The 24,525-nt window shown below is 46.9% G+C and carries 18 protein-coding genes, 1 tRNA gene, 1 rRNA gene and 1 pseudogene; 4 read left to right on the top strand and 17 right to left on the bottom strand.

The window, feature by feature from the left end:
* The first annotated feature begins 24 nt into the window (after window positions 1–24).
* Both rrf and AK965_RS13530 read left to right on the top strand, forming a co-directional pair.
* Window positions 25–141, top strand: a 5S ribosomal RNA gene (gene rrf, locus AK965_RS13535).
* 65 nt (window positions 142–206) lie between these two features.
* Window positions 207–283 (top strand) — tRNA-Asp (locus tag AK965_RS13530).
* 458 nt (window positions 284–741) lie between these two features.
* Here the strand turns inward: AK965_RS13530 and AK965_RS13525 are convergent.
* The 10 genes from AK965_RS13525 to AK965_RS13480 form a co-directional block, all read right to left on the bottom strand.
* The gene (locus AK965_RS13525; protein ID WP_099080098.1) at window positions 742–1,731 is read right to left on the bottom strand and encodes a sensor domain-containing diguanylate cyclase; all 990 of its coding nucleotides are present in this window, start codon (window positions 1,729–1,731) and stop codon (window positions 742–744) included.
* Window positions 1,732–1,948: 217 nt separating this feature from the next.
* Window positions 1,949–2,245, bottom strand: coding sequence for a DNA-binding transcriptional regulator Fis (fis, locus tag AK965_RS13520; protein ID WP_000462885.1), 297 nt, complete (start codon window positions 2,243–2,245; stop codon window positions 1,949–1,951).
* A gap of 23 nt (window positions 2,246–2,268) precedes the next feature.
* Window positions 2,269–3,237, bottom strand: a complete 969-nt coding sequence (dusB, locus tag AK965_RS13515) for a tRNA dihydrouridine synthase DusB (RefSeq protein WP_172438148.1) — start codon at window positions 3,235–3,237, stop codon at window positions 2,269–2,271.
* Window positions 3,238–3,376: 139 nt separating this feature from the next.
* On the bottom strand, window positions 3,377–4,264 hold the full coding sequence (prmA, locus tag AK965_RS13510; RefSeq protein WP_099080096.1) for a 50S ribosomal protein L11 methyltransferase: 888 nt from the start codon (window positions 4,262–4,264) through the stop codon (window positions 3,377–3,379).
* A 130-nt stretch (window positions 4,265–4,394) separates the two neighbouring features.
* A complete protein-coding gene (accC, locus tag AK965_RS13505) occupies window positions 4,395–5,738 on the bottom strand; it encodes an acetyl-CoA carboxylase biotin carboxylase subunit (protein ID WP_099080095.1) in 1,344 nt (447 codons plus the stop codon).
* Window positions 5,739–5,752: 14 nt separating this feature from the next.
* Window positions 5,753–6,217 (bottom strand): acetyl-CoA carboxylase biotin carboxyl carrier protein, encoded by a 465-nt coding sequence (gene accB / locus AK965_RS13500; protein ID WP_099080094.1) that lies wholly within the window; start codon window positions 6,215–6,217, stop codon window positions 5,753–5,755.
* Between the two features lie 59 nt (window positions 6,218–6,276).
* Complete coding sequence (gene aroQ / locus AK965_RS13495) at window positions 6,277–6,726, bottom strand: type II 3-dehydroquinate dehydratase (protein ID WP_099080093.1); 450 nt, start codon at window positions 6,724–6,726, stop codon at window positions 6,277–6,279.
* A 307-nt stretch (window positions 6,727–7,033) separates the two neighbouring features.
* Window positions 7,034–8,986 carry an acetate--CoA ligase gene (acs, locus tag AK965_RS13490; protein WP_099080092.1) on the bottom strand — a complete coding sequence of 651 codons (1,953 nt, stop codon included), beginning with the start codon at window positions 8,984–8,986 and terminating at the stop codon, window positions 7,034–7,036.
* Window positions 8,987–9,204: 218 nt separating this feature from the next.
* Window positions 9,205–9,837: a 3'-5' exonuclease gene (locus tag AK965_RS13485; RefSeq protein WP_099080091.1), complete on the bottom strand. Its 633-nt coding sequence runs from the start codon at window positions 9,835–9,837 to the stop codon at window positions 9,205–9,207.
* Window positions 9,838–9,872: 35 nt separating this feature from the next.
* Window positions 9,873–11,699, bottom strand: a complete 1,827-nt coding sequence (locus AK965_RS13480) for a DUF294 nucleotidyltransferase-like domain-containing protein (protein WP_099080090.1) — start codon at window positions 11,697–11,699, stop codon at window positions 9,873–9,875.
* A gap of 242 nt (window positions 11,700–11,941) precedes the next feature.
* Here AK965_RS13480 and AK965_RS13475 point away from each other — a divergent pair, with 242 nt between their 5' ends.
* On the top strand, window positions 11,942–13,132 hold the full coding sequence (locus tag AK965_RS13475; RefSeq protein ID WP_099080089.1) for a 3-phenylpropionate MFS transporter: 1,191 nt from the start codon (window positions 11,942–11,944) through the stop codon (window positions 13,130–13,132).
* A 112-nt stretch (window positions 13,133–13,244) separates the two neighbouring features.
* A complete protein-coding gene (locus AK965_RS13470; RefSeq protein WP_099080088.1) occupies window positions 13,245–16,676 on the top strand; it encodes a PAS domain-containing hybrid sensor histidine kinase/response regulator in 3,432 nt (1,143 codons plus the stop codon).
* A 49-nt stretch (window positions 16,677–16,725) separates the two neighbouring features.
* On the opposite strand, the gene AK965_RS13465 is transcribed toward AK965_RS13470, so the two are convergent.
* The 7 genes and pseudogenes from AK965_RS13465 to AK965_RS13435 form a co-directional block, all read right to left on the bottom strand.
* The gene (locus tag AK965_RS13465) at window positions 16,726–17,208 is read right to left on the bottom strand and encodes a hypothetical protein (RefSeq protein WP_099080087.1); all 483 of its coding nucleotides are present in this window, start codon (window positions 17,206–17,208) and stop codon (window positions 16,726–16,728) included.
* A 148-nt stretch (window positions 17,209–17,356) separates the two neighbouring features.
* On the bottom strand, window positions 17,357–19,084 hold the full coding sequence (locus tag AK965_RS13460) for a sodium:solute symporter family protein (protein ID WP_099080086.1): 1,728 nt from the start codon (window positions 19,082–19,084) through the stop codon (window positions 17,357–17,359).
* Window positions 19,085–19,096: 12 nt separating this feature from the next.
* Entirely contained in the window at window positions 19,097–19,363 is a 267-nt protein-coding gene (locus tag AK965_RS13455; protein WP_099080085.1) for a DUF4212 domain-containing protein, read from the bottom strand.
* A gap of 204 nt (window positions 19,364–19,567) precedes the next feature.
* Window positions 19,568–20,193 (bottom strand): annotated as a pseudogene (locus tag AK965_RS13450) (MarC family protein).
* Window positions 20,194–20,319: 126 nt separating this feature from the next.
* Window positions 20,320–20,955 (bottom strand): response regulator transcription factor, encoded by a 636-nt coding sequence (locus tag AK965_RS13445; RefSeq protein WP_099080084.1) that lies wholly within the window; start codon window positions 20,953–20,955, stop codon window positions 20,320–20,322.
* Window positions 20,956–21,144: 189 nt separating this feature from the next.
* Window positions 21,145–22,977 (bottom strand): protein-disulfide reductase DsbD, encoded by a 1,833-nt coding sequence (locus tag AK965_RS13440; RefSeq protein WP_099080083.1) that lies wholly within the window; start codon window positions 22,975–22,977, stop codon window positions 21,145–21,147.
* A gap of 163 nt (window positions 22,978–23,140) precedes the next feature.
* Window positions 23,141–24,448 carry an anaerobic C4-dicarboxylate transporter gene (locus AK965_RS13435; RefSeq protein WP_099080082.1) on the bottom strand — a complete coding sequence of 436 codons (1,308 nt, stop codon included), beginning with the start codon at window positions 24,446–24,448 and terminating at the stop codon, window positions 23,141–23,143.
* Window positions 24,449–24,525 lie beyond the last annotated feature (77 nt).

Below are 24,525 nucleotides of genomic sequence, written 5' to 3'. Positions count from 1 at the left end.
AAAGTGAAACCGAAACAGAATTTGCTTGGCGACCATAGCATTTTGGACCCACCTGATTTCCATGCCGAACTCAGAAGTGAAACGAAATAGCGCCGATGGTAGTGTGGGGCTTCCCCATGTGAGAGTAGGACATCGCCAGGCTTTTAATTTAAGGTACTTGTTCTGAACGACAAGTATCGGATAAAACAAAAGTTTTATCTCCGTGTGGAGCGGTAGTTCAGTTGGTTAGAATACCGGCCTGTCACGCCGGGGGTCGCGGGTTCGAGTCCCGTCCGCTCCGCCATTTATTCAGACAAAGCCCTAGCAGTAATGCTAGGGCTTTTTCGTATGTGTAATATTTAACTAATACTAACCTGAGAAATTAACTGTTAAGGTTAATCTAGTTTCTCGTCTATCTTTTTGGTCACTCGGCTTTCTGAGCCAAATAAATACACGTATTTCAATAGTAGTTGTGTTACCCATTTTGGTTTTGCTCTTTGCTCAGTTCAGCGTTGAGTGGGGATATTTTGTTGAACAAAGTTTTCTTCATCTTAAAACCATACTCGAAGGCTCCAAATGGTAGTTCTAATTGGGGTGATAGTGCGCCACTACACGTCCAAGGCTAAGGCTAAATAAAATCATCACCTAGATTTAAATACGAAGTGGTTCTGTTGGTGTACTTTACAAAAGCCCTAAAATTTTGAATTTTAATGTTTTGGGGAGGGCTGGGAGGGGAGTTGATATAAATAAATTTATCGAGAGTTAAGATACTCGTTGTATTTTAAGGTTTGATGAATGTTGAATTTTCACATCGGGAATACCGTCATGGTGAAGTGTCACTTGATTACGGCCAGCATGTTTTGAATAGTACATAGCTTTGTCTGCACTGATCATTAATTTTTTTGTTGTTGGTACCTGTTTGTTATATTCAGCCACGCCAATACTAACCGTCGTATTGATTTCGATACCGTCTACACAGCAAGGAGCGCTTTCAATAGCTTGTCTGATGCGCTCTGCAACGTCGTAAGCTTGTATCGCACTGGTGTTTGATAGAATCACTGCAAACTCCTCTCCGCCAAGTCGACCAATAAAATCGCTACCACGAATTGCTGTTTGACAGATCTTTGCAACATGGCTGATCACGCGGTCACCAGAAAAGTGTCCAACCTGATCATTGATATCTTTAAAATGATCAATATCGATCATTAGACAGGATAGAGTATTGGCTTGGGTTAAATGCGCACTGAGCGCGTTTTCTAGATTGATTTGAAAAGCTCTTCTGTTCAGGACGCCTGTCAATTCATCTGTCTCAGAGAGGTATTTTAAGCGCTTTTCGAGTAGGTGGTTTTTGGTTACGTCACGAACAGACCAAATCACCCAGTTTGAATCATCTATGGCGTTATCGACTGGTTTGATAATTGCCTCAAACCAAGTCTCTTCTGGATTCTCAAGCGCTTCTAACTCTTCTATAGGCATAAGAAGATGATCTTGTAGGGCTATACTGTATTTAACGACTTTAGGCTCGTTAGAAGCAATGACGTCATCTATATAGCTTAAAAGCTCTGAAGCTTTGCTAGAGGAGAGGGCGTCACTGAGGTAGAGGTTGGTGTAACTCTCTGCATTGAAGTGTTTGGAATGGTAGGTGCCACCGAAGCTCTCGATATAGCGACCTTGTTTGTCTAGGATAAAGACATGATCAGGAAGAGAATTAAGGATGGCATGAAGCCAATCTTCCCTTTCTTTATAAATCATGTGTTTATTTCCTTATCTCGGTATAAGTCTTTGATTATATATATTTTATTTGTTATCTCAACCAGTACAGGTCACACTTCATTCTATCCGTATTGACTAATGTTTCGTTTAGACGCGCGAAATTTTAGCCTGCTCTATCTCTGTATTGGAGAAGTAATAAAAAAGGCTTAGTCATTATAAACTAAGCCTTTTTTACAAAATATGCGATGAACTTGAATTAGTTCATGCCATATTTTTTAAGTTTCTTGCGAAGAGTACCGCGGTTGATACCCATCATCGTTGCTGCGCGAGTTTGGTTGCCGCGAGTGTACTGCATGATAGTATCTAGTAGTGGCTGTTCAACTTCAGCTAGAACTAATTCGTATAGTTCTGTTACTTCCTGGCCGTTTAGCTGAGCTAGGTAGTTTTTAAGAGATGCTTTAACAGAGTCACGTAAAGGCTTTTGAGTAATCTGGTCTTGTGACGTTACTGTAGTTACTGTTAATGCTTCTGAAGTCAGATTTTGTTCGAACATATTCGGTCTAGCTCTTCTCTTAATTATGATGCAACGTTATCAAAATAACCTTCTAGCGCTTCAAGCTGCAGCGAAGCCGCGTCGATAGCGTTGAAGGTACGGCGAAACTCACTTGCCTGTTCATGCTCCTTTAGGTACCAGCCAACGTGCTTACGCGCGATACGTGGTCCTAAGAACTCACCATAGAATTCATGTAGAGCGTTAACATGACCAAGCATAATGGCTTTCACTTCCTCATTTGGAAGCTCATCCATTGTGGTGCCGTTTTCCAAATAGTGATGGATTTCTTGGAAAATCCAAGGGCGACCTTGGGCAGGGCGTCCTATCATTAAAGCGTCTGCACCGGTGTACTCCAGTACAAACTTAGCTTTCTCCGGGCTATCGATATCACCGTTTGCGATAACCGGAATGGATATAGCCTGTTTAACCGCTTTAATGCTGTCGTATTCGGCCTCACCTTTGTACATACATGCTTTCGTTCTGCCATGCAAAGCAAGAGCCTGTATGCCGCAGTCTTCGGCTAATTTAGCGATTTGGACACAGTTCTTGTTTTCTGTATCCCAGCCTGTTCGAGTCTTTAACGTTACTGGAACGTCCACTGCATCCACTACTGCAGTCAAAATCTGTTGGATGATGTCTGGGTACTGAAGCAGTGCAGAGCCCGCCAGCTTCTTGTTCACTTTCTTTGCTGGGCAGCCCATGTTGATGTCGATGATTTGTGCACCGTTTTCAACACTGAATTGAGCAGCATCAGCCATAAGCTGTGGATCGGAACCCGCAATTTGTACAGAGCGAATGCCCGATTCGCCCTCGTGTACCATGCGTTGTTTCGACTTCGACGTTCCCCATAGCTTAGGGTTAGCAGACATCATTTCACTGACGGCCATTCCCGCACCATAGCGAAGACACAACTCGCGAAACGGTCTATCCGTTACACCAGCCATAGGGGCTACGATTAGATTGTTCTTAAGTTGATAGTTTCCGATTTTCAAAACGTCATCACAGTTCTGTACCAGCAAGGGCGCGCATTTTACGCATTTTTTTACTGCGTGAAAAGACTAATATTTGAGCATTTACAAATTGTTTTTACAATTTGCATAAAATTCAGTCAATTAGCGTTAAAAACCATATCTAGCCTTGTTTTCGACCAGAGATGCGACACCATTCGCTTTGCTCTGCGATTGGGTCAATGTGAAGCTCGTCACGGTAATGGTTCGCTACGTCTTCTGCTTGAGTGTTTAAAACACCCGACATCGCAAGCTCACCATTTGGCTTCACTAGGCTTTTAATGATTGGAGCTAGTTCTCGCAGTGGACCAGCAAGAATGTTGGCAACAACCACGTCTGCAATTAGACCTTCTGGCTGGTTTTGAGGTAGGTACACTTCAAGTTGATCTGCTACACCATTACGTTCTGCGTTGTCGCGAGATGCTTGTAGCGCCTGAGGATCAATATCGATCCCGATGACTTTTTCTGCGCCTAGCTTGATCGCAGCGATCGCCAGGATGCCTGAGCCACAGCCGAAGTCGATAACTGTCTTACCAGACAGATCCAGACCTTCTAGCCATTCAAGACATAGCGCTGTCGTTGGATGAGTACCTGTACCGAATGCAAGGCCAGGATCTAACATTACGTTGACGGCGTCTGGTTCTGGGATTTCACGCCAGCTTGGGCAAATCCATAGACGTTCACCGAACTTCATTGGGTGGAAGTTATCCATCCACTCGCGTTCCCAGTCTTTGTCTTCTAGCTGTTCAACTTTGTAAGCAAAACCTTCTACCAACATGTCGCTTGCTTTGATTTGGTTGATGATGAAGTTGGTGTCAGCTTCTGCATCATACAGTGCCAGAATATCAGTATCGCCCCACAAGCGAGTTTCGCCTGGTAGAGGTTCGAATACAGGCGTATCCTGCGCGTCTAGGAAAGTTACAGACAGCGCACCAGTCTCTTCCATTAGCATGTCGCCGATTTGCTCAGCGTTTTCATTGGTCGCATTGAGTTTGATTTGAATCCAAGGCATTTGTTTTTGCTCTTAAAGTGAATGAAGTGGCGCAGAGTTTACCAGAACTCTACGGTTTGTTTGAGTATAGTCTTTATACAAAACAAAAATGCCCACAGATGTGGGCATTTATTATGAGGTTAGCAAAGGCTTATTGTAGGCCTAGCTTCTTCTCTAGGTAGTGAATGTTCGCACCACCGTGCTGGAAGTTCTCATCATTCATGATGGACTGCTGCAGAGAAATGTTAGTCTTGATGCCTTCAATGATCATCTCACCTAGAGCGTTCTTCATACGTGCAATTGCTACATCGCGGTTTTCACCGTAAGTGATCAATTTACCAATCATTGAGTCGTAATGAGGTGGCACGGTATAGCCAGTATAAATGTGAGATTCCCAACGCACACCCATGCCGCCTGGCGGGTGGAAGCGTTCAATCTTACCTGGAGAAGGTAGGAAGCGCTCTGGGTCTTCTGCATTGATACGACACTCAATTGCATGGCCGCGGATCTTGATGTCATCCTGAGTGAATGACAGAGGCTGACCCGCTGCTACGCGTAGCTGCTCTTTGATTAGGTCTACGCCCGTTACCATTTCAGTTACTGGGTGCTCAACTTGAATACGAGTATTCATTTCGATGAAGTAGAACTCACCGTTCTCGTATAGAAATTCGAACGTACCTGCGCCGCGGTAACCGATTTCTAGGCATGCGCGCGTACAACGTTCACCGATGTATTTACGCATTTCTTCGGTGATACCTGGAGCAGGTGCTTCTTCTACTACCTTCTGATGACGACGCTGCATAGAACAGTCACGTTCACCCAGGTGGATAGCGCCGCCTTGACCGTCAGCAATAACCTGTACTTCAACGTGACGTGGGTTCTCTAGGAATTTTTCCATGTAAACCATGTCGTTGTTGAATGCGGCTTTTGCTTCTGCACGCGTCATAGCGATAGCTTGAACAAGCTCAGTTTCAGAACGTACAACACGCATACCACGCCCACCGCCGCCACCAGATGCTTTGATGATGACTGGGTAGCCGATACGCTTAGCGTGAGCTTTGTTTTTGTCTTCATCGTTATCTAGTGGACCGTCAGAGCCTGGTACACAAGGAACGCCTGCTTTTTTCATTGCGTTGATAGCTGACACTTTGTCACCCATCATGCGGATGGTATCTGCTTTAGGGCCAACGAAGATGAAACCGCTACGCTCTACTTGCTCAGCAAAGTCTGCGTTCTCAGATAGGAAACCGTAACCTGGGTGAATCGCAATCGCACCTGTTACTTCTGCTGCAGAAATGATGCGAGGGATATTCAGGTAGCTGTCGATACCACGAGCAGGACCGATACATACTGTTTCGTCCGCAAGTAGTACGTGCTTAAGATCGCGATCAGCCGTTGAGTGTACTGCTACCGTCTTAATACCCAATTCTTTACAAGCGCGAAGAATACGAAGTGCTATTTCACCTCGGTTCGCGATGACTACTTTATCTAGCATAAGGCGAGCCCCGCTTATTCGATTACAACGAGTGGTTGGTCGAATTCAACTGGCTGGCCGTCTTCAACTAGGATTGCAGTAACAACACCTGATTTGTCCGCTTCGATTTGGTTCATCATCTTCATTGCTTCAACGATACATAGTGTATCGCCAGCCTTCACGCTCTGACCAATCTCAATGAATGATTTTGAATCTGGGCTTGGAGAGCGGTAGAAAGTACCAACCATTGGAGAAAGAACTTGGTGACCTGCAGGAACTGCCGCCGGTGCTTCTGCTGCCATTGCTGGAGCTTCTGCTACAGGCGCAGCTGCTGGAGCCTGCATTGCTACAGGAGCTGCTGCGTAATGAACTGGTGCTGGAGCTGCGACTGTGCCGTGACGACTGATTCGTACCGACTCTTCACCTTCAGAAATCTCTAGCTCTGCAATGCCAGACTCTTCAACTAATTCAATTAGTTTTTTGATTTTACGAATATCCATCTTTTCTTTCTCTTTTATCTTGTGATTAAGACAACCCTTAGGGCTGCAGAGTGTTTGGTCTACTTTGCCTGCAATTTTGCAATTGCTGCAGACAGAGCAAATTCATAACCTAGTGCACCTAAACCGCAAATTACCCCTTCTGCTTTATCAGATAGGTAAGAATGGTGACGGAACGGCTCACGTGCGTGAACGTTCGATAGATGCACTTCGATAAATGGGATGGCTACGCCAAGTAGTGCATCTCGCAGCGCGACACTGGTATGAGTGAAGGCCGCTGGATTGATAATGATGAAGTCCACTTTGCCGTATGCAGCATGAATGGCTTCTATCAGTTCGTACTCACGATTAGATTGCAGGTGCTCAAGTTCCACCCCAGAGTTGTGAGCCTGTTCAGTTAAAGCGTCAACAATCTGCGCTAGGGTGTTGTTACCATAGTGTGTCGGTTCACGCAGACCTAATAGGTTAAGATTTGGTCCGTTTAGAATGAGAATCCGTGACTTTGCTGGCATTATGTAGCTATCTTCCTTTATCGTGAGCAGAACGTTTATATTCCCAAATATACGATAATTCAGCACGATTTTTTTGTTAAAACCGAGCAAATTTTAAAAAATCGACCAAGATTATAGCTAATTCACAGCAATTAGCAGCAATTTACTGGTCTAATCTCCTAATCGCCCCCGCCGTTTCTGTTGCCGAGTTAACAAAAACAACATCATTGCCACGTGGTTTTTGTGGTTTATTTTGCGCCCACGCACAAAAAAGCCGCCATAGGTAATAGCGGCTTTTAGGTCTAGCGTTTAAAACAGTGGTTAGGTGTTATGCCAGTTCTGCTTTCTCTGCAATGAGTTTGTCTACTACGCTTGGGTCGGCCAGCGTAGAAGTATCGCCAAGATTGCTGGTATCACCCGTTGCAATCTTACGCAGAATACGACGCATGATCTTACCAGAGCGGGTTTTCGGTAGAGAGTCTGTCCAGTGCAGTACATCTGGCGTCGCGATTGGACCAATCTCTTTGCGTACCCAGTTTTTCACTTCTTTGTGTAGTTCTGCAGAAGGGAACTCGCCATCATTCAGTGTCACATAGGCATAGATAGCTTGACCTTTGATATCGTGAGGAATACCGACAATCGCCGCTTCTGCAATCTTGTCATGTGCAACCAGTGCCGATTCAATCTCAGCCGTACCCATACGGTGACCCGATACGTTCAGTACGTCATCAACACGACCTGTGATCCAGTAGTAACCGTCTTCGTCACGACGCGCACCATCACTAGTGAAGTACATGCCTTTGAAGGTAGAGAAGTACGTTTGTTCAAAGCGCTCATGGTCGCCGTAAACTGTACGCATCTGACCTGGCCATGAATCGAGGATCACTAAGTTACCTTCTGCCGCAGTCTCTTCGATGATGTTACCCATGTTATCCACTAGCGCAGGCTGTACGCCAAAGAATGGACGAGTTGCTGAGCCTGGTTTTAGATCTGTTGCGCCCGGTAGCGGTGCGATCAAGATACCGCCTGTCTCTGTTTGCCACCAAGTATCAACGATAGGCGAACTCTCGTTACCAATGGTCTTGTAATACCACTCCCATGCTTCAGGGTTGATTGGTTCACCTACTGAGCCCATCACACGCAAGCTTGAACGTGATGTGCCAGCGACCGCTTCGTTACCTTTTGCCATTAGGGCACGAATAGCCGTTGGTGCGGTATAGAGAATATTCACTTGGTGCTTATCAACCACTTCACTCATGCGAGCCGTGCTTGGGTAGTTTGGCACACCTTCGAACAGAATGGTTTTCGCACCGTTCGCCAGTGGACCATAAATTAGGTAAGTGTGACCAGTAATCCAACCCACATCCGCAGTACACCAGAACGTTTCGCCTTTTTGGTAATCGAATACGTATTTGAAGGTCATGGTTGCGTACACCAGGTAGCCGCCTGTCGTGTGCAGTACGCCTTTGGGCTTACCTGTTGAGCCTGAAGTGTAAAGGATGAACAGTGGATCTTCCGCTTTCATCTCTTCTGGTGGACAGTCGTCAGAAACGACGGCTGTTGCTTCGTGCCACCAAACGTCACGGTGCTCATGCCAATCAATATCGCCGCCAGTGCGTTTTAGCACGACAACCTTGTCGATGGTCTTCACTTCTGGGTTGGTTAGTGCTTCATCGACGTTCTTTTTGAGTGGGACTGCGCGACCACCACGAACGCCTTCATCTGCGGTGATAACGATTTTTGCGTCTGAGTCGATGATACGACCGGATAATGCTTCTGGTGAGAAACCACCAAATACTACGGTATGAACCGCACCAATTCGCGTACATGCCAACATCGCAATAGCGGCTTCTGGCACCATAGGCATGTAAAGGCAAACCACATCGCCTTTGTGTACGCCTTGCTCTTTTAGTGCGTTAGAGAACTTACACACTTCTTTATGCAGTTCATTGAATGTGAGGGTTTTGTCGTCGGCAGGATCGTCGCCTTCCCAGATGATCGCGACTTCATCGCCATGCTGGGCAAGGTGACGATCAATACAGTTTGCAGATACGTTCAGTGTGCCGTCTTCAAACCAACGAATGTCCACGTGGCCCGTATCGAAAGAAGTATTCTTTACTTGGGTGAACGGTTTAATCCAATCCACTACTTTGCCGTGTTCGTTCCAGAAGCCCTCAGGATCGGTGACCGACTGCTGATACATGGCTAGGTAAGTATCATTATCCGCATGCGTATGGTTCTTAATATTTTCTTTTACCGGATAAACGTGGGCTTCGCTCATGGCTGCTCTCCTTGTGCCTATATTTCTCGGCCTTAGATATTTATAAGGCTGTTTTTCGTTCTTAACGATGAGTCGTGGCTAGAACGAGGTTGTACATATAACTGTCAATCACAGCGCTTATTTCCACAATTAGACTTTAGGATGAGAGTGAAATATGTGTCATAAAATTCCGGACATAAATGCGAATTTGGGATGCGGATCGAAAGCTGATTATGGCGCTATTGCGTATAGGGAACGGTTAGGCTGGGCAAGTCGCCTTTGGTTAGCCTGACAAAAACTAATGCCGCGGCAATGGCGTCTTGCAGCGCGTCGTGTTTGTCTTGAATCGGCAGATCCAGATGTTTACAGATGGCATCAAGACTTAAGTCGAAATAGGCATTGGGCAAATGTCGTTCGAGTTTGTCATGGTAGATTTGGCTCACTTCAATTAGGGGGTTAGGGAGAGGAAAACCAAGGTGTCGCAGGCATGCAAGATCGAGAATTTTCTTATCATAGCGAATGTGATAGCCCACTAACGGCCGATTACCAATGAACGTCAGTAGCTTTAATAGGGCTTCATTCTCACTGATGCCATCGGCTAAGTCCTGATGACGGATTTGATGGATTTTCACCGAACCAGAATCGAGCGATTGTGGTGCTCTTAATCGTACTTCAAACGGTCTACTGGTGATAATACGGTTGTCGATAATTTTTGTTGCGGCGATGGTGACCAGTTCGGCACGCTTGGGGTCTAGGCTGGTGGTTTCACAGTCGAGAGAGACGAATTCGCCTTTACTTGGAGGACAAAACAGCGATCGATAAGGTGAGCCTTTTAATCGATAATACCAATATTTACGTTGCAGCCAATTCATCTCTGTTACCTCTCATGTGACTGGGTTCGAAGACTTTAGTCACGGATTTGATAGTGGAAGCCCAAAAATTGCTTAAACTTTTTCACTACATGCAGGCTGTGGCGTAGTAGATCACGCTCAGTTCGGTCCAACTGCTGGATGTCGATATTGTTGAGCGTCTCTTGCTTAGTCAATTGTTGGCTAAGTCGGAGTTTAAAAAACAGTTTGAGTGCTTCATTCAGGTTATCGGCCGTTTCAGGCTCCAAAATACGTTGGTTCCGCAATGCTTTAATTCGCTCAAAGGTGTTCTTCTCTTCAATCGCATATTCCAATGACAAGGTGCGAATGCCATGCACGATCGGGAAGATGCCACCACGCTTAATATCCAACCCGTCCTTAGCACTTTTTACGTTACCAAATAGAGTAAGAGGAACAGAAAATTGCAAAGCTGGGCGAGTGAAATCAGACAGAATCAACATGTGATCTTCCATGCTGTCTCTGAGGTGTACTGCAACGGGAGTGAGTAATTCTCGATTACCTGCAACGGCATGAGCGTCACTGAATATCGCTAAGTCCATGATTTGTTCTGGTTGTGCTTTGGTAATCCAACCATCGAGGGTATTGATCCATTCTTGCTGCGTTTTGACCCACTTAGGATTGTTCACCATCACTTTGCCCGGACAGAGTGGATAACCAAGTTGTTGCAAGGTGTGGGTGAGAGATTGCATGACCAGTTCGCACTGTGGCCATTCCAAGCCATCTTCAAGAATGAGGGCATTATCTTGGTCGGTTTTTAGAATTTGCTCTCCACGCCCTTCTGAGCCCAAGACAATCAAACAACAGTGATCATGCAAAGCGGGTGGCACGATAAGCTCAAAGGCTTTCTCAATGATCTGTTCATTGACGGCTGAGATTAACTCCATGATAAAGCGGGTGCGGATACCGTTTTTTAGCAAGCTATCCACTAGCTGACGTTGTCGATTGGAAGCCAAAGCAAGTTCTTCCACACTGCTGGATCTGGCGATGCTTAAAGTGAGTACGTGTGAATGGGTGGAGAAGGCGCTGAGGATCTGAGTCATATCCAGCATCCCCACTGCTTTATTGCCATCACATACCATTAAGCGTTTCATGCGATTACGCGTCATGGTGATCATGGCATTAAACAGAAAATCGCCATCGTCAACGTGATAGACCGGAAACGAAGCGATGTCACTGACCGGTGTATCGAGAGGGTGTCCCTCTAGCATGACTGCGTGGAGCATGTTGGTGCGGGTGATAATGGCGTATGGATGTTCAGAGGGGTGGCGCGTCAGTCGTGGGTCGTCTACGTTTAGCCCCACCAAGGCGGCATCAAGCCCATTCTCTTTGAGAGTTCTGGTGACCTCGCAGATAGGAGTATCGGGTGCTAGCAACATCGGTGGATGGTAAATGCTGCTATCGACTTTAGTCAGAATGAACTCCGCTAAATTCTGTTGTTGCTGCGCGGCTTCAATTAGGGCCTGTCGCTTGGAAAGGTTGTTATCGAAGTAAGCAGCGAATTGGCCATTCTCGTTGTAGAGTTCGAGAAATACGTCTTTGGGCAACAAGTAAGAAAGGGTGTCCTCCAGAGCGACATATTGATGGCGAACGCTTTCTTCGAATAATGAACGGACGTCAAACATGTCATCATTGGCGTAGTGAGCAAATACTTCGCTTTGGTCTTTTGAACGCTCTTCTACCGCTCCTTTAATTATGATGTGCAGATGGTTATTAGTTTGCCCACAAGCCAAAATTACATCTCGAGTTCGGTAATATGCGACATCCAACGATGAACGCAGTCGTGTTTGCTGGGCCTCAGTCAGACGGTTGAACGGTGGAGATTGAATATTGAATTTGTCAGGCATAGAAGTTCCAACGTTAGTTAGGAATACCTTCTAAGTCTGACAAATTTCTCCTTGGAAGCCAGACGACTTTGGTCTAAATCAGCACAAATATAAATCTATTTTAAAGGCGTTATCTCTGATTCTGTGTCATAGGGGAAACGACGAGTTGCTGATTCTTCCCTTTTTCTCTTACCCATTGCGATCCATAATTCGTCGTCCCAAACGTTTTCGTTTGGCTTGTTTCGTTTTTCTAGGATGTCGTGATGTTGAAACCTTCTCCTTATGGCTGGATTTCTCAGTATTTTCTCGGGTTCTTTTTTGCTTATGGTGTCTACTTACCATTTTGGTCGTTGTGGTTTAAAGAGCAAGGTGTCTCTGCGACGGATATCGGCCTGTTGGTTGGTCTTGGTTTGGCGACTCGCTGCGTGGCAAACATAGTGATCACACCGCGCGTACACAAAGTTGAGCGCATAATGCCTGCGTTACGCTGGCTCAGTTTTGCGGCGCTTATTTTTGTTGGTTTCCACTTTTTCAGCGGGGGGAGTTTTTGGTTAATGGCGCTAGTCACGGTGTTGTTTAACCTCTGCTGTGGTCCGATCGTTCCGCTGTCGGATGCGATGGCGAACTACTACGCACGTTTGAAAATGCTCGACTATGGTCGCACACGTTTGTGGGGCTCGATTGCGTTTATTGCGGGATCAACGGTTGTTGGCTATTTAGTCGCGGAATATGGCACCGACATGATTCTGTATACCGCAATGGCAGGCGTGTTTGTTTCTCTACTGCTGGTGATGCGTAATACGAATCCAATGCCAGTGACGCTTGGCGACCAACATGGAGAACGTCCTAAGTTGACCGCACTGCTCACCGATAAACCGGTAATGAAATTTTTGCTGTTGGTGGCGTTAATTCAGGGTAGTCATGCAGCGTACTACGGCTTTAGTGCCATTCACTGGAAAGCCGCCGGACATTCAGAAGACGTGATTGGTTATTTGTGGAGCCTAGGTGTCGCAGCAGAGGTTGCCGTGTTTGCATTGAGCAAGCGACTGTTTACCGGCTGGTCTTTACGCACTCTGTTTTTGCTGGCGGCGGGCGGTGTCATGCTACGCTGGGGGATGACGGCAACGACAACATCATTGGTTGCGCTTGTTGTGGTGCAGTTGCTCCATGGTGTGACGTTTGCTACGGCACATATTGCTGCTATTCAATATATCCAGAACTCGGCCGAAAATAAGATGGTCGCGTTGCAAGCACTGTACAATGCCATCCCGTTAGGCGGCGTGATTGCAACGATGACGGTTATTAGTGGTTGGGGGTATGAACACTGGGGCGCGAATGTGTTCTGGGCCATGGCTGCAATGGGCTTTTGGGCGCTGTTCATCAAGCTTGAGCCTCAAGAGGCTGAGTTGCATGTGATTGACTTATCAGCGAAAGTGCAAGATACACAGAATTAAGCTTCTGTGACAGAGATTAAAAACTAACCTTTGTCTCTGTTGAGAAAGCAGTGTTAAATAAAACCTCTCTTTAGTGGAGAGGTTTTTTTATGACAGTAAGAAAGGATATCGGATGCAAGGATGGCTAGTGATTCCCGTTTCTTTGGCGTATTTAGGAGTCCTATTTTTAATCGCTTGGTACGGTGACAAACAGAAGAGGTGGTTAGCGCGTTGGCGACCTTGGATCTACAGTTTGTCGATTGCGGTCTACTGCACATCATGGACCTTTTATGGCACTGTCGGGCAGGCGAGCACGAACCCTTGGTCTTTTTTACCGATCTACATCGCACCGATTTTGGTTTTTACCATTGGTTGGCGTGTGCTGGCGCGGTTGATCTTGATTGCTAAGCGTGAGCACATTACTTCTATTGCTGATTTTATCGCGGCTCGTTACGGCAAGTCCCAAGGGGTAGCTGTCGCGGTCACCTTGATTGCTGTGGCGGGTATTTTGCCTTATATCGCTTTGCAGTTGCGTGGCATCACGATGGGGCTAGAAATCATAGCCCCTGGCTTCGCCGCTAACTTAGATCATCAGAATTTCAGTGTCTCTTGGTTTGTCGTTGGGGCATTAGCAATCTTTACCATGTTATTTGGTACTCGCCATATTGATAATACTGAGCATCATCGCGGCATGATGATGGCGATTGCGTTTGAGTCGGTAATTAAGCTGGTGGCATTTCTTACGGTGGGCGTGTTTATTGTTTGGCTCGCATTGGACACGGAGAGTGTGAGTCTGACAGACATCGCTGCTCAGACGTATCAATCTCCCAATATTCCGACGCTGCTTATTCATACCGTATTAACCATGCTGGCTATTGTCTGCCTACCTCGCCAATTTCATACCATGGTGGTGGAAAATGAGCGCGCTCAAGACCTCCACGTCGCTCGTTGGCTGTTTCCTTTATATCTCGTTTTGATGGGCGCTTTTGTGCTGCCAATAGCATGGGTGGGGCAAGGGTTATTAAGCGGCAGTCCTGCAGATACCTATGTGATTAGTGTTCCCATGGCGGTAGGGGCAAGCGATATTGCCTTACTGGCTTTCTTAGGGGGAACCTCTGCTGCAAGTGGGATGGTGATTGTCTCGACTATTGCATTAGCGATCATGGTATCGAATGATCTCGTGATGCCGCTGATCTTGCGTCGCATGCGGCTAGCGCAGCGCAGCCATCATCACTTTTCTGAGCTGTTATTGCGAATTCGTCGTGCGCTAATTTTGCTCCTGTTGATTGGTGCATGGGGGTTTTACCAGGCGTTAGATAGTATCCACTCACTTTCCGCAATCGGCTTCCTCTCTTTTGCGGCTATCACTCAATTTGCTCCGTCACTGATTGGTGGTATGTATTGGCGTCAGGGAAACAAAAAAGGCGTCTATGTCGGACTTTTAGTGGGCTTCACCATTTGGTTGATCACGTTGATGAGCCAAACCGACATGTTGGCTGGGGACGCCAGTAATAATTTGTTGATTTGGCTTATCACACCGCCAGAGCTGTTGGCTGATTTTGATATTGCTGTGTCGGACTGGGGCATGATTCTTAGCGTGGTTGCGAATGCGGTGTGTTTTGTTGCCGTTTCACTGGCGACGCGGCCAAGCATAAGTGAACGCTTACAATCGGCATCGTTTGTGGGTACCCCGTTGCCGGAAAGTGAAAACATCAGTTTATATCAAAGCCGAGTGACGGTCAGTGAATTGGAGATGCTGGCTTCCCGCTTTGTTGGCCGAAAGCGAGTGAAATTAGCGTTTAAAGCTTATTGGGATCAGCAGCGAGAAGAATTGCTACCAAACCAGCAAGCTCCATCTTCCCTGATTCGTCATACTGAGCGCGTGCTTGCGGGCGTGTTCGGAGCCTCTTCTGCTAAGTTAGTACTTACTTCCGCCTTACAAGGCAGGAATATGCAGCTAGAAGAAGTGGCGACTATCGTTGATGAAGCGTCTGAGTTGTACGATTTCAGTCGTGGATTACTGCAAGGTGCGATTGAACATATTGGCCAGGGCATTGCGGTGGTTGATAAGCAATTACGGCTAGTGGCGTGGAATCAACGTTATTTAGAGTTGTTTGAGTTCCCTCCTGGATTGATTCAGGTTGGGCGTCCTATTGCCGATGTGATTCGCCACAATGCTGAGCAGGGTTTGTGTGGCCCCGGAGACCCTGAAGGGCATGTTCGGCGGCGTGTATATCACCTTGAGCAAGGAACGCGACATACTTCTTCTCGTGTCCGCCCTGATGGTCGAGTCATTGAAGTGCAAGGTAACCCGATGCCGGGGGGCGGTTTTGTGATGAGTTTTACTGACATCACCGTGTTTCGCGATGCTGAGCAGGCACTCAAAGACGCCAATGAAACCCTTGAAGAACGCGTTCGCGTACGTACCCGTGAGTTAGAGCAGTTGAACAAACAACTGGTGGCTGCAACACAACGCTCGGAGCATGAATCACAATCTAAGTCGCGCTTTTTAGCCGCGGTAAGCCACGACTTGATGCAGCCATTGAATGCGGCGCGTCTGTTTGCTTCTTCACTGTCGGAAGTTGCCAAAGACAGTGAAACCCAACAACTGTCTACTCATATCGAGAGTGCGTTGGAAGCAGCAGAGGACTTAATTGGTGATTTGCTCGATATTTCGCGCTTAGAATCGGGCAAATTGGATGTGAATGTGTATGGTTTCGCGGTCAATGATGTCTTAGCAAACCTAAATGCCGAGTTCAGTGCCCTTGCTAAACAGCAAGGCATTGAGTTCACCATGATCCCATCTTCCATGATGGTGAAATCAGACCCGAAATTGCTGCGTCGGGTGGTACAGAATTTTCTCACCAATGCGTTTCGTTATAGCCCAAATGGCAAAGTAGCACTCGGTGTACGTCGTGTCCAAGGGCGAGTGCGTATTGAGGTGTGGGACAACGGAATGGGTATTGAAGAAGAGAAGCAGCAAGAGATTTTTGAGGAGTTCAACCGAGGCACTCAGGTACGCTCTGATCAAGGTCTAGGGTTGGGATTGGCTATCTCAAAAGGTATCGCGCAAGTGCTTGGACATGAGATCTCAATGCGGTCTTGGTTTGGAAAAGGCAGTGTATTCTCCATTACTTTAGACAAGGCGGAGAAGGCGCACATTCAACCGGTTAAAGCGGTGAAGAGTGCACAGTCTGACTTGATCCATATCCGGGTTCTGTGTGTCGACAATGAGCCCGATATCTTGGTTGGTATGGAAAATTTGCTCTCGCGCTGGGGCTGTGACATTCGTATTGCGACTGATATCGTCGAGAGTCTTAAAGCTTTGGAAGATAATTGGGTACCTGATGTCATTTTCTCTGATTACCGTCTTGATAATGGACGTACAGGCTTGGAAGTATTACAGCAGTGTCGTTTGCGACTCGGTAATGGCTTTGAAGGGGTGATCATCAGCGCAGACTGCACGGACGATATGCTTGATGGCATCAAAGCCAATGGTTTTAGCTTTATGGCCAAACCTGTTAAGCCTCTGAAGTTGCGCTCAGTCTTAAACAGAATTACCTAATAAAAGACCTCCGTTCGGAGGTCTTTTATTGGTGTGAAGTTAGTCAGAGTTATTCCGTAAATAGGGTTTCGTACTTCACGAATGCGGTCTGAGTCTCTCCGTAATAGAGTGAGCCGTTAGCCTGAATTGCAACCCTGAGCCAACTTTCTGCAGAGGCTGGTGTTGGTAAAGTGATGTACCAATTCTGGCCTGCATTATCAGCACGTGTCATATCAATAGGTTGAGCATTCTGCTCTTGGCTATCGACCAGAGAAACTTTTACCCCTTCAAGCGGGTAGGCAGCATTAAGCGACAGTTCTAAGCCGTCTTGAGTGAACTTTTCAGAGCGAAACTTAACCTTGAAATCACCATTCACCATTTCGCACAATCCACTGGTATAGCGACAATTGGATTTACCCACCAGCTTGTAGCTCTGACCTTCTTCAGCGGCATGAGGCTTTTCACTCAACGCCATATCAGTACCGAAATAGGCGATCAGGGAAAGAATTGGCGCAATCAACAGGGCGAGAATAAAGTGCTTGTTCTTAAACATTTTGGCTTCCTTGCTACAACGTTATACCTAAGCAACCTCTAGGAGCTGAATAAAATGTTCTAAAGTTGCTTGGGTATACTTGGTTACGTTAACCTAATTTTGCGAATAAAAAAGCCCCAAAAGGGGCTTTTGGGATTTGAGTTAAGCTTTAGTGATCAACCGCACTACCAGCACCGACTGGTACACGTACGTGCTCGACCAGGTCTTTCACTTCTTGCGGTGTTTCTGCCGTCACTCTCGACACAGCGAATGCCACGATGAAGTTAAACATAGCCCCGATGGCGCCAAATGCATTAGGCTCAATACCGAAGAACCAGTTGCTGCCCCAGCTTTGTAGGTATTTCCACTCAGGGATAAACAGAATACCTTTGTGCTGGAATACGTAGAATAGCGTGATACTGATACCCGCAACCATACCTGCGATCGCGCCTTCTTTGTTGATGCCTTTGCTAAAGATACCCATCATCAATGCTGGGAAGATAGAGGAACCAGCCAGACCAAATGCTAGCGCAACAGTACCCGCAGCAAAGCCCGGTGGATTGAGGCCGAGATAGCCTGCGAACGCAATGGCCACGGCCATAGAGATTCGACTTGCAAGCAGTTCTTTCTTCTCGGAAATTCTTGGGTTAATCACGCCTTTGATTAAGTCATGAGAGATGGCGGACGAGATAGCCAACAATAGACCCGCTGCAGTAGACAGTGCTGCTGCCAGACCGCCCGCGGCAACCAGTGCGATAACCCAGTTAGGTAACTTCGCAATCTCAGGGTTCGCCAATACCATGATGTCACGGTCAACTTTCAGCTCGTTGGTAGCCGGGTTCGAGGTGTACTCAATCAGACCGTCACCATTCTTATCATCAAAGCCTAGCAGACCAGTTTTTTCCCAGTTCTTGAACCAGTCTGGACGCTCGTCATAAGCAAGGTGCTGACCTGGTGCAGGGTTAACCGTGTCCATTAGGTTTAGGCGTGCCATCGCTGAAACAGCTGGTGCTGTAGTGTACAGAATTGCGATGAAAAAGAGTGCCCAACCTGCTGACGTACGCGCATCTCGAACCTTAGGTACCGTAAAGAAGCGGATAATTACGTGTGGTAGACCTGCAGTACCAATCATTAGAGACATGGTGTACACAAACATGTTTAGCGTGTCACCGCGAACGGATGTGGTGTATTCACTAAAGCCGAGTTCGGTCACCACTTGGTCAAGCCTATCGAGTAGATAGACATCGGTGCCGGAGATGGTACTACCTAAACCGATTTGTGGTAGAGGGTGGCCAGTTAACTGCAGAGAGATAAAGATTGCAGGGATAGTGTAAGCTAAAATGAGTACGCAATACTGAGCAATCTGCGTGTAGGTGATGCCTTTCATCCCGCCCATTACCGCGTAGATGAATACGATACACATACCGATACCAAGGCCTGTCGCGTAGTCGACTTCGAGGAAACGACCGAATGCGACACCAACGCCTTTCATCTGACCGATAACGTAAGTCACTGATGCGATGATCAGACATATTACTGCCACAATACGTGCTGCGTTTGAGTAAAAGCGCTCACCGATAAACTCTGGTACGGTAAATTTGCCAAATTTACGTAGGTAAGGCGCAAGTAGCATCGCCAGCAAAACGTAACCGCCAGTCCAGCCCATCAAGAAGACGCTGCCGCCATACCCCATAAAGGCTATCAAACCCGCCATAGAGATAAACGATGCCGCTGACATCCAGTCGGCTGCGGTTGCCATGCCGTTAGCGACAGGGTTTACACCGCCACCTGCAACATAGAATTCTTTCGTTGAGCCAGCGCGCGCCCAAATGGCAATCCCGATGTAAAGGATGAAGGTCGCACCAACCACTAGGTAGGTAATAGTTTTCAAATCCATCTGAGTTACTCCTTACTCATCATCTACGCCGAATTCACGGTCAAGTTGGCGCATTCTCCACGCGTAGTAGAAAATAATACCTAGGAAGGTGTAGATGGAGCCTTGTTGAGCAAACCAGAAACCTAGCTTGTATCCACCTAATTGAAATTGATTAAGTACGTCGACAAATAAAATGCCGCAGCCAAAAGACACGACGAACCAGATAACCATTAGGCTTATCATGATTTTTACGTTCTTGTCCCAATAGGCTTTGGCTCGTTCTTCGCTTTCAAATGCCATTGCCGTCTCCTTACGATTGGTATTGTTGTTAATAAAATGTTTCAACATGTACATTAGCAAGGTGTTGGCAAGAACTCTTTTCAACTTTAGTCGCGACGATAAAAAGAAAAAACGCCCATATTTAGGGCGTTTGAGCGTATAGGCGGATAAAAGTGTGCTGTTAATGCGCTGTTAAATTAGCCAAAGGTCTAAGAGTTTGGCTCATCAGGTATAAAAATCTTTAACCCCTAGCCATAAATTGTTTAGCGCAGCCGCTAAGAGGATCAGTCCCATAACACGGCTGATGATGGCGGCGCCGACATTGGCAATGACTTTTTGAATGGTATTCGCACCTAATAGCAGAAGCAGAGTCACTAATAGCACCACCACAATCATGACACCTGCCGTCATGGCTTGATCGATAATAGCGTTGCGATTGTTGTCGGTCAGCATGACGATCGCCATCATTGCGCCAGGAGAAGCGATCGATGGGATCGCGAGTGGGTAAACCGCAAGATCCGCGAGATCGGAGTGAATGACGTCTTGAGACAGTTTGGTTTCTTGATCCGGCTTAGACTCACCAAAAATCATAGTGAGAGCAAACAGGAGTAACACTAATCCTCCGCCGCTTGGAATGCGGGAAGCGGAATTTGCATGGCTTCTAGCAATAACTGACCAGCAATGAGCAAGAATAGCAACACACCAGTTGAAATGGCGATGGCTTTAAGAGCGACCAATCGGCGCTACTTCACCGTTAGATGCTGAGTTTGGGATAGGTAGACAGGCACAGAGCCAATAGGATCGATGACGGCCCAGAGAACAACAAATTGCGTAATGAGAATACTTAGCAAAGTATGGCCTCCCAGAGTTAGGTGATTAACTGAGGGATGAAAAAACGGCTTGGTGCAGCCTTTATATTTTCCATTTTATGGTCTGCTGTTCTTTGTGCGTCATATTCATGTGAATTGGGTCTATTTTTACTGCTCAGGTTCCATTTGCTGCAGCAGGATGACCGCTTGAGTACGGTTCTTGACGCCCAGTTTGCGGAAAATCGCCGTCATATGTGCTTTGATCGTAGCCTCTGAGACATTGAGTTCATAGGCAATTTGCTTGTTAAGCAAGCCATCTGACAGCATGCCAAGCACCTTGTATTGTTGAGGTGTCAGGGCGGCAATTTTCTCGGCTAAATCATTACATGCGGCGTTGTTAGTGATGAGTCCTTCGGGGAAAAATGGGTCGCCATTTAGAACTTGGTTGAGCGCACTTACCAGTTCACGCATGTCACTCGACTTGGGAATAAAACCAAAAGCGCCATGGCTTTTCACTTGGGTTACTATTGCGGGTTCTTCGCTGGCAGACACGACAACGATAGGAAGATCTGGGTATTCTGCACGTAAGTGGATCAGGCCAGACATACCATTTGCTCCCGGCATCTTTAGATCTAGCAATACCAAATCAGGTTCTTCTTCTTTTTCCAACAATGCGAGTAACGCACTCAACGAGTCTGCCTCGAGAAGATTGGCACCACTCACTGCCATGTGCACGGATTGGAACAAGGCATTGCGGAACAGTGGGTGATCATCAGCGATGATAATGGTGTAGGTCGAATCCATGACGTTAAACACTTTTGCTAGTTTAGTTAAAAGAATTATTGTCCACCTTTAAGAGGGTGGACAATATTTATCCATTAAAAGTCTGAACTAAATCGACTTTTATTAGAAAATTCGCATATAAACGCCAGTTTCCCAATTTTATTTGGGTAATAAAAAACGCCAGTGAAAAAGTGGCTGGCGTTTGATGTGTCACGAACCGATTTGGTTGATGTGTTCTAAGAAGGGCTGTGCAGCCATAAAACCAGTCAGGCGTGCGTTTGAAATGTGTTTTCCGCTGGCATCCCAGAATTCAATGGTCGGCAAACCAAGCACATTCATACGTTTAAGTAGCTCAATATCCTGAATCTGGTTTTTGGTGACATCAGCTTGCAACAGAACAAAGCTTTTCAACTTGGGTTCGACACTTGGGTCGTGGAACGTGTATTTCTCAAATTCCTTGCATGCCACACACCAGTCGGCGTAGAAGTCGAGCATCACAGGTTTGCCTGCCTGTTTCGCCAGAGCAAGTTGTTCTTCCAATTCTGCTACGGTTGCGACACGAGTAAAGCTCACTGTCGCTTGGTGTGTTTGTGTGGCGGAGCCACCAAACCAGTAGCTCAATGCGGGTTGTGCGGAAGCAAACAAACCTAGTACGGCGATGATGCCCACGGCACTTTGCTTCCAGCCGCCAAATTCCAAGCTGTTCTTGATGTGGTAAAGCCAGCCAAAAGCCGCAATGCCCAATGCTGACCATAATGCGGTTGCCCATATCTCTGGCAAGATACGTTCAAGCAAGAAGATAGGCGCCGCTAGTAGAATGAATCCAAATAGTGTCTTAACGCGATTCATCCAACCGCCTGTTTTGGGGAGCAGCTTGTTGCCGAATACGGCCACTAAAATCAGTGGAATGCCCATCCCCATCGCCAGTGCGTAAAGTGCAATACCACCGGTGAGTAAGTCGCTGCTTTGTGCCACGTAAAGGAGCGCGCCAGACAGTGGCGCCGTGGTACAAGGTGAACATACCAGGCCTGAAATCGCACCCATCGCGAACACGCCTGCGCTGCTACCACCTTGTTGCTTGTTGCTTAGGTTGTTTAACCAAGTCTGCACGCCGCTTGGTAGTTGCAGGTTATATACCCCAAACATGGACAGAGCGAGCACCACGAATAACACACTCAAACCAATCAACACATAAGGGTGCTGCATCGCCGCTTGGAACTGCATGCCCGCAGATGCTACCACAAGGCCAAGTAGGGTGTAAGTCAGCGCCATGCCTTGCACGTAAACAAACGATAGACCAAGCGCGCGACGTTGGCTTAGCTTGCCGCTACCTAACACGATACTGGTGAGGATCGGGTACATAGGCAGTACGCAAGGTGTGAATGCCAAACCTACCCCTAACGCTAAAAACAGCATCGGTGTCCACCAGTTGTCCGCGAGATGTGCGGCTAGGTTATCTTGTTCGGTTACTGGTGTCGTTGATATTGTGACAGAAGTTGGCTGCTCAATTGCTGGTGGTGTTGCTGTAGGTGCTTGTTCAGTCGTCGATGCATTTGGATCCGAGCCTGATCCCGTTGAAGTAAACGCACTGATAGGAATCACGCGCGTTTCTGGTGGGTAACAAAAGCCAGCTTTCGCACAACCTTGGTATTGAACCACCACACGTGCACCTTCTTGCCAGTTTTGTAGGGGCACATTGACAAACAGTGGGTCAGTATAAATGTGAACATCACCGAAGAACTCATCTTTATGTGGTGTGCCGTTTTCTATTTTTAGTTTACCAAGAGAAACGTTCTCGCCCGCAATGGACAAACGCTCTTGATACAGGTAATAACCCTCGCGAACTTGCCAATCTAACAATAGTTTGTCGTTTTGCTGATAGAAGTTAAAAGGAAAAGCCTGATCAACGGAGACAAAGCTGTCGTTGCTGTTGCCAAAGGTGCTGTTTTGGCTACTCCCAAACTGATCGTTACCAAATAAGGCCAGTGATGGTGTGGAAAAAGTAATAAGCCCTATGAGTAAAACGGAAAGTAATACGCGCATAAAAAGTTTAATTCATCTTAGATAATTGCCGTTAGTGTAACTCAATCAGACCTGCTGACTAGTCATTAAGTTTCACGGAAATGAAGATTTATTAAGCGATAAGTGTAAATTCAAGGAAATGAAAAAAGGGAGCCGAAGCTCCCTGAGTAAGACTCTGTTTCTATTAGAGCAGTAGGCCACCAAATGCGAAGCCAAGCGCTACCGCTGACGCGATGGTTGCAACACCTGGCACGAAGAATGGGTGGTTGAATACGTACTTACCGATGCGAGTCGAGCCCGTGTCGTCCATCTCAACCGCGGCAAGTAGCGTTGGGTAAGTCGGTAGTACGAATAGCGCACTTACGGCTGCAAAAGACGCAACTGCGGTTAATGGCGCGACACCGATGGCTAGTGCTGCTGGCATTAGTGCAACCGTCGTTGCACCTTGAGAGTAAAGTAGCATCGATGCGAAGAATAGAACAAGTGCTAGCATCCATGGGTAGTCAGCCAGTAGAGCACCGGCGACTTCTTTGATGTCATCAACGTGCGCGTTAACGAACGTCGAACCTAGCCATGCCACACCAAGAACACACACACATGCAGTCATACCAGAGCGGAATGTTGCTGCCGATGGAATTTTGTCGGCATCAATCTTACAGCTCAATACGATCGCAGCCGCTGCCGCAAGCATCACGGTCATGATTGCTTCGTTACGACCTAGAGCAGGGTTCTCGATTAGGCCAATAGAGCCAGAGATTACTGCCGCATAGCACACGACTAGTGCGATTGCGCCAAGGAAGATGAATGTCGCCTTTTTCGCCGTCGGTAGGATTTCACGCTTAGCTTCAGTACTCAGCTTGATTAGCCCGCTTTCTAGACGATGTTGGTACTCAGGATCATCTTTAAGTTCACAGCCCATGAAGTTCGCGACGAATGCACCGATCATACAAGCGATAAACGTTGTTGGGATACAGATAGCCAGTAGTGTTAGGTAGTCTACGCCAAACGGATGCAGCATTGCTGCAAACGCAACAACGGCCGCTGAAATTGGCGACGCTGTGATCGCGATTTGCGACGCGACTACCGCGATAGATAGTGGACGAGAAGGACGAACGCCTTGGCCTTTTGCTACTTCTGCAATGACAGGCAGAGTAGAGAATGCCGTATGACCTGTACCGGCCATAAGTGTCATTAGGAATGTCACGATAGGTGCGTAAAAAGTGATGCGTTCTGGATGTTTACGCAAAAAGTCTTCCGCAACCTGTACCATCCAATCTAAACCACCAGCGACCTGCATTGCCGCAATGGCGGTAATGACAGACATGATGATCAGAATTACATCGACAGGGATGTAAGACTGGCTTGTCGGAACACCTAGGATTATAGACAACGCAATGACCCCGGCACCACCAGCAAAACCAATGCCGATACCACCGATCCTTGCCCCCAAATAAATGAAGAGCAGAACCACGAAGAGTTCGACCATTACCATATTGATACCTCTTTTTAGTTTTTTATTGATCCTGATTTTGTGAACACTTGAGCTGATGTAAGTGTTTAGAAAATCAG

This window comes from Vibrio sp. PID17_43, from assembly GCF_002608565.1.
Taxonomy (GTDB): domain Bacteria; phylum Pseudomonadota; class Gammaproteobacteria; order Enterobacterales; family Vibrionaceae; genus Vibrio.
Note: the sequence above shows the minus strand (reverse complement) of the source record. Positions and strands in the feature narration are given on the sequence as shown.

What these genes read in the sequence shown, in the direction of transcription:
- AK965_RS13525 (WP_099080098.1), bottom strand. Translation starts at nt 1,731, where the DNA reads ATGATTTATAAAGAAAGGGAAGATTGGCTTCATGCCATCCTTAATTCT.
- fis (WP_000462885.1), bottom strand. Translation starts at nt 2,245, where the DNA reads ATGTTCGAACAAAATCTGACTTCAGAAGCATTAACAGTAACTACAGTA.
- prmA (WP_099080096.1), bottom strand. Translation starts at nt 4,264, where the DNA reads ATGCCTTGGATTCAAATCAAACTCAATGCGACCAATGAAAACGCTGAG.
- accC (WP_099080095.1), bottom strand. Translation starts at nt 5,738, where the DNA reads ATGCTAGATAAAGTAGTCATCGCGAACCGAGGTGAAATAGCACTTCGT.
- accB (WP_099080094.1), bottom strand. Translation starts at nt 6,217, where the DNA reads ATGGATATTCGTAAAATCAAAAAACTAATTGAATTAGTTGAAGAGTCT.
- aroQ (WP_099080093.1), bottom strand. Translation starts at nt 6,726, where the DNA reads ATGCCAGCAAAGTCACGGATTCTCATTCTAAACGGACCAAATCTTAAC.
- acs (WP_099080092.1), bottom strand. Translation starts at nt 8,986, where the DNA reads ATGAGCGAAGCCCACGTTTATCCGGTAAAAGAAAATATTAAGAACCAT.
- AK965_RS13485 (WP_099080091.1), bottom strand. Translation starts at nt 9,837, where the DNA reads ATGAATTGGCTGCAACGTAAATATTGGTATTATCGATTAAAAGGCTCA.
- AK965_RS13480 (WP_099080090.1), bottom strand. Translation starts at nt 11,699, where the DNA reads ATGCCTGACAAATTCAATATTCAATCTCCACCGTTCAACCGTCTGACT.
- AK965_RS13475 (WP_099080089.1), top strand. Translation starts at nt 11,942, where the DNA reads ATGTTGAAACCTTCTCCTTATGGCTGGATTTCTCAGTATTTTCTCGGG.
- AK965_RS13470 (WP_099080088.1), top strand. Translation starts at nt 13,245, where the DNA reads ATGCAAGGATGGCTAGTGATTCCCGTTTCTTTGGCGTATTTAGGAGTC.
- AK965_RS13465 (WP_099080087.1), bottom strand. Translation starts at nt 17,208, where the DNA reads ATGTTTAAGAACAAGCACTTTATTCTCGCCCTGTTGATTGCGCCAATT.
- AK965_RS13460 (WP_099080086.1), bottom strand. Translation starts at nt 19,084, where the DNA reads ATGGATTTGAAAACTATTACCTACCTAGTGGTTGGTGCGACCTTCATC.
- AK965_RS13455 (WP_099080085.1), bottom strand. Translation starts at nt 19,363, where the DNA reads ATGGCATTTGAAAGCGAAGAACGAGCCAAAGCCTATTGGGACAAGAAC.
- AK965_RS13445 (WP_099080084.1), bottom strand. Translation starts at nt 20,955, where the DNA reads ATGGATTCGACCTACACCATTATCATCGCTGATGATCACCCACTGTTC.
- AK965_RS13440 (WP_099080083.1), bottom strand. Translation starts at nt 22,977, where the DNA reads ATGCGCGTATTACTTTCCGTTTTACTCATAGGGCTTATTACTTTTTCC.
- AK965_RS13435 (WP_099080082.1), bottom strand. Translation starts at nt 24,448, where the DNA reads ATGGTAATGGTCGAACTCTTCGTGGTTCTGCTCTTCATTTATTTGGGG.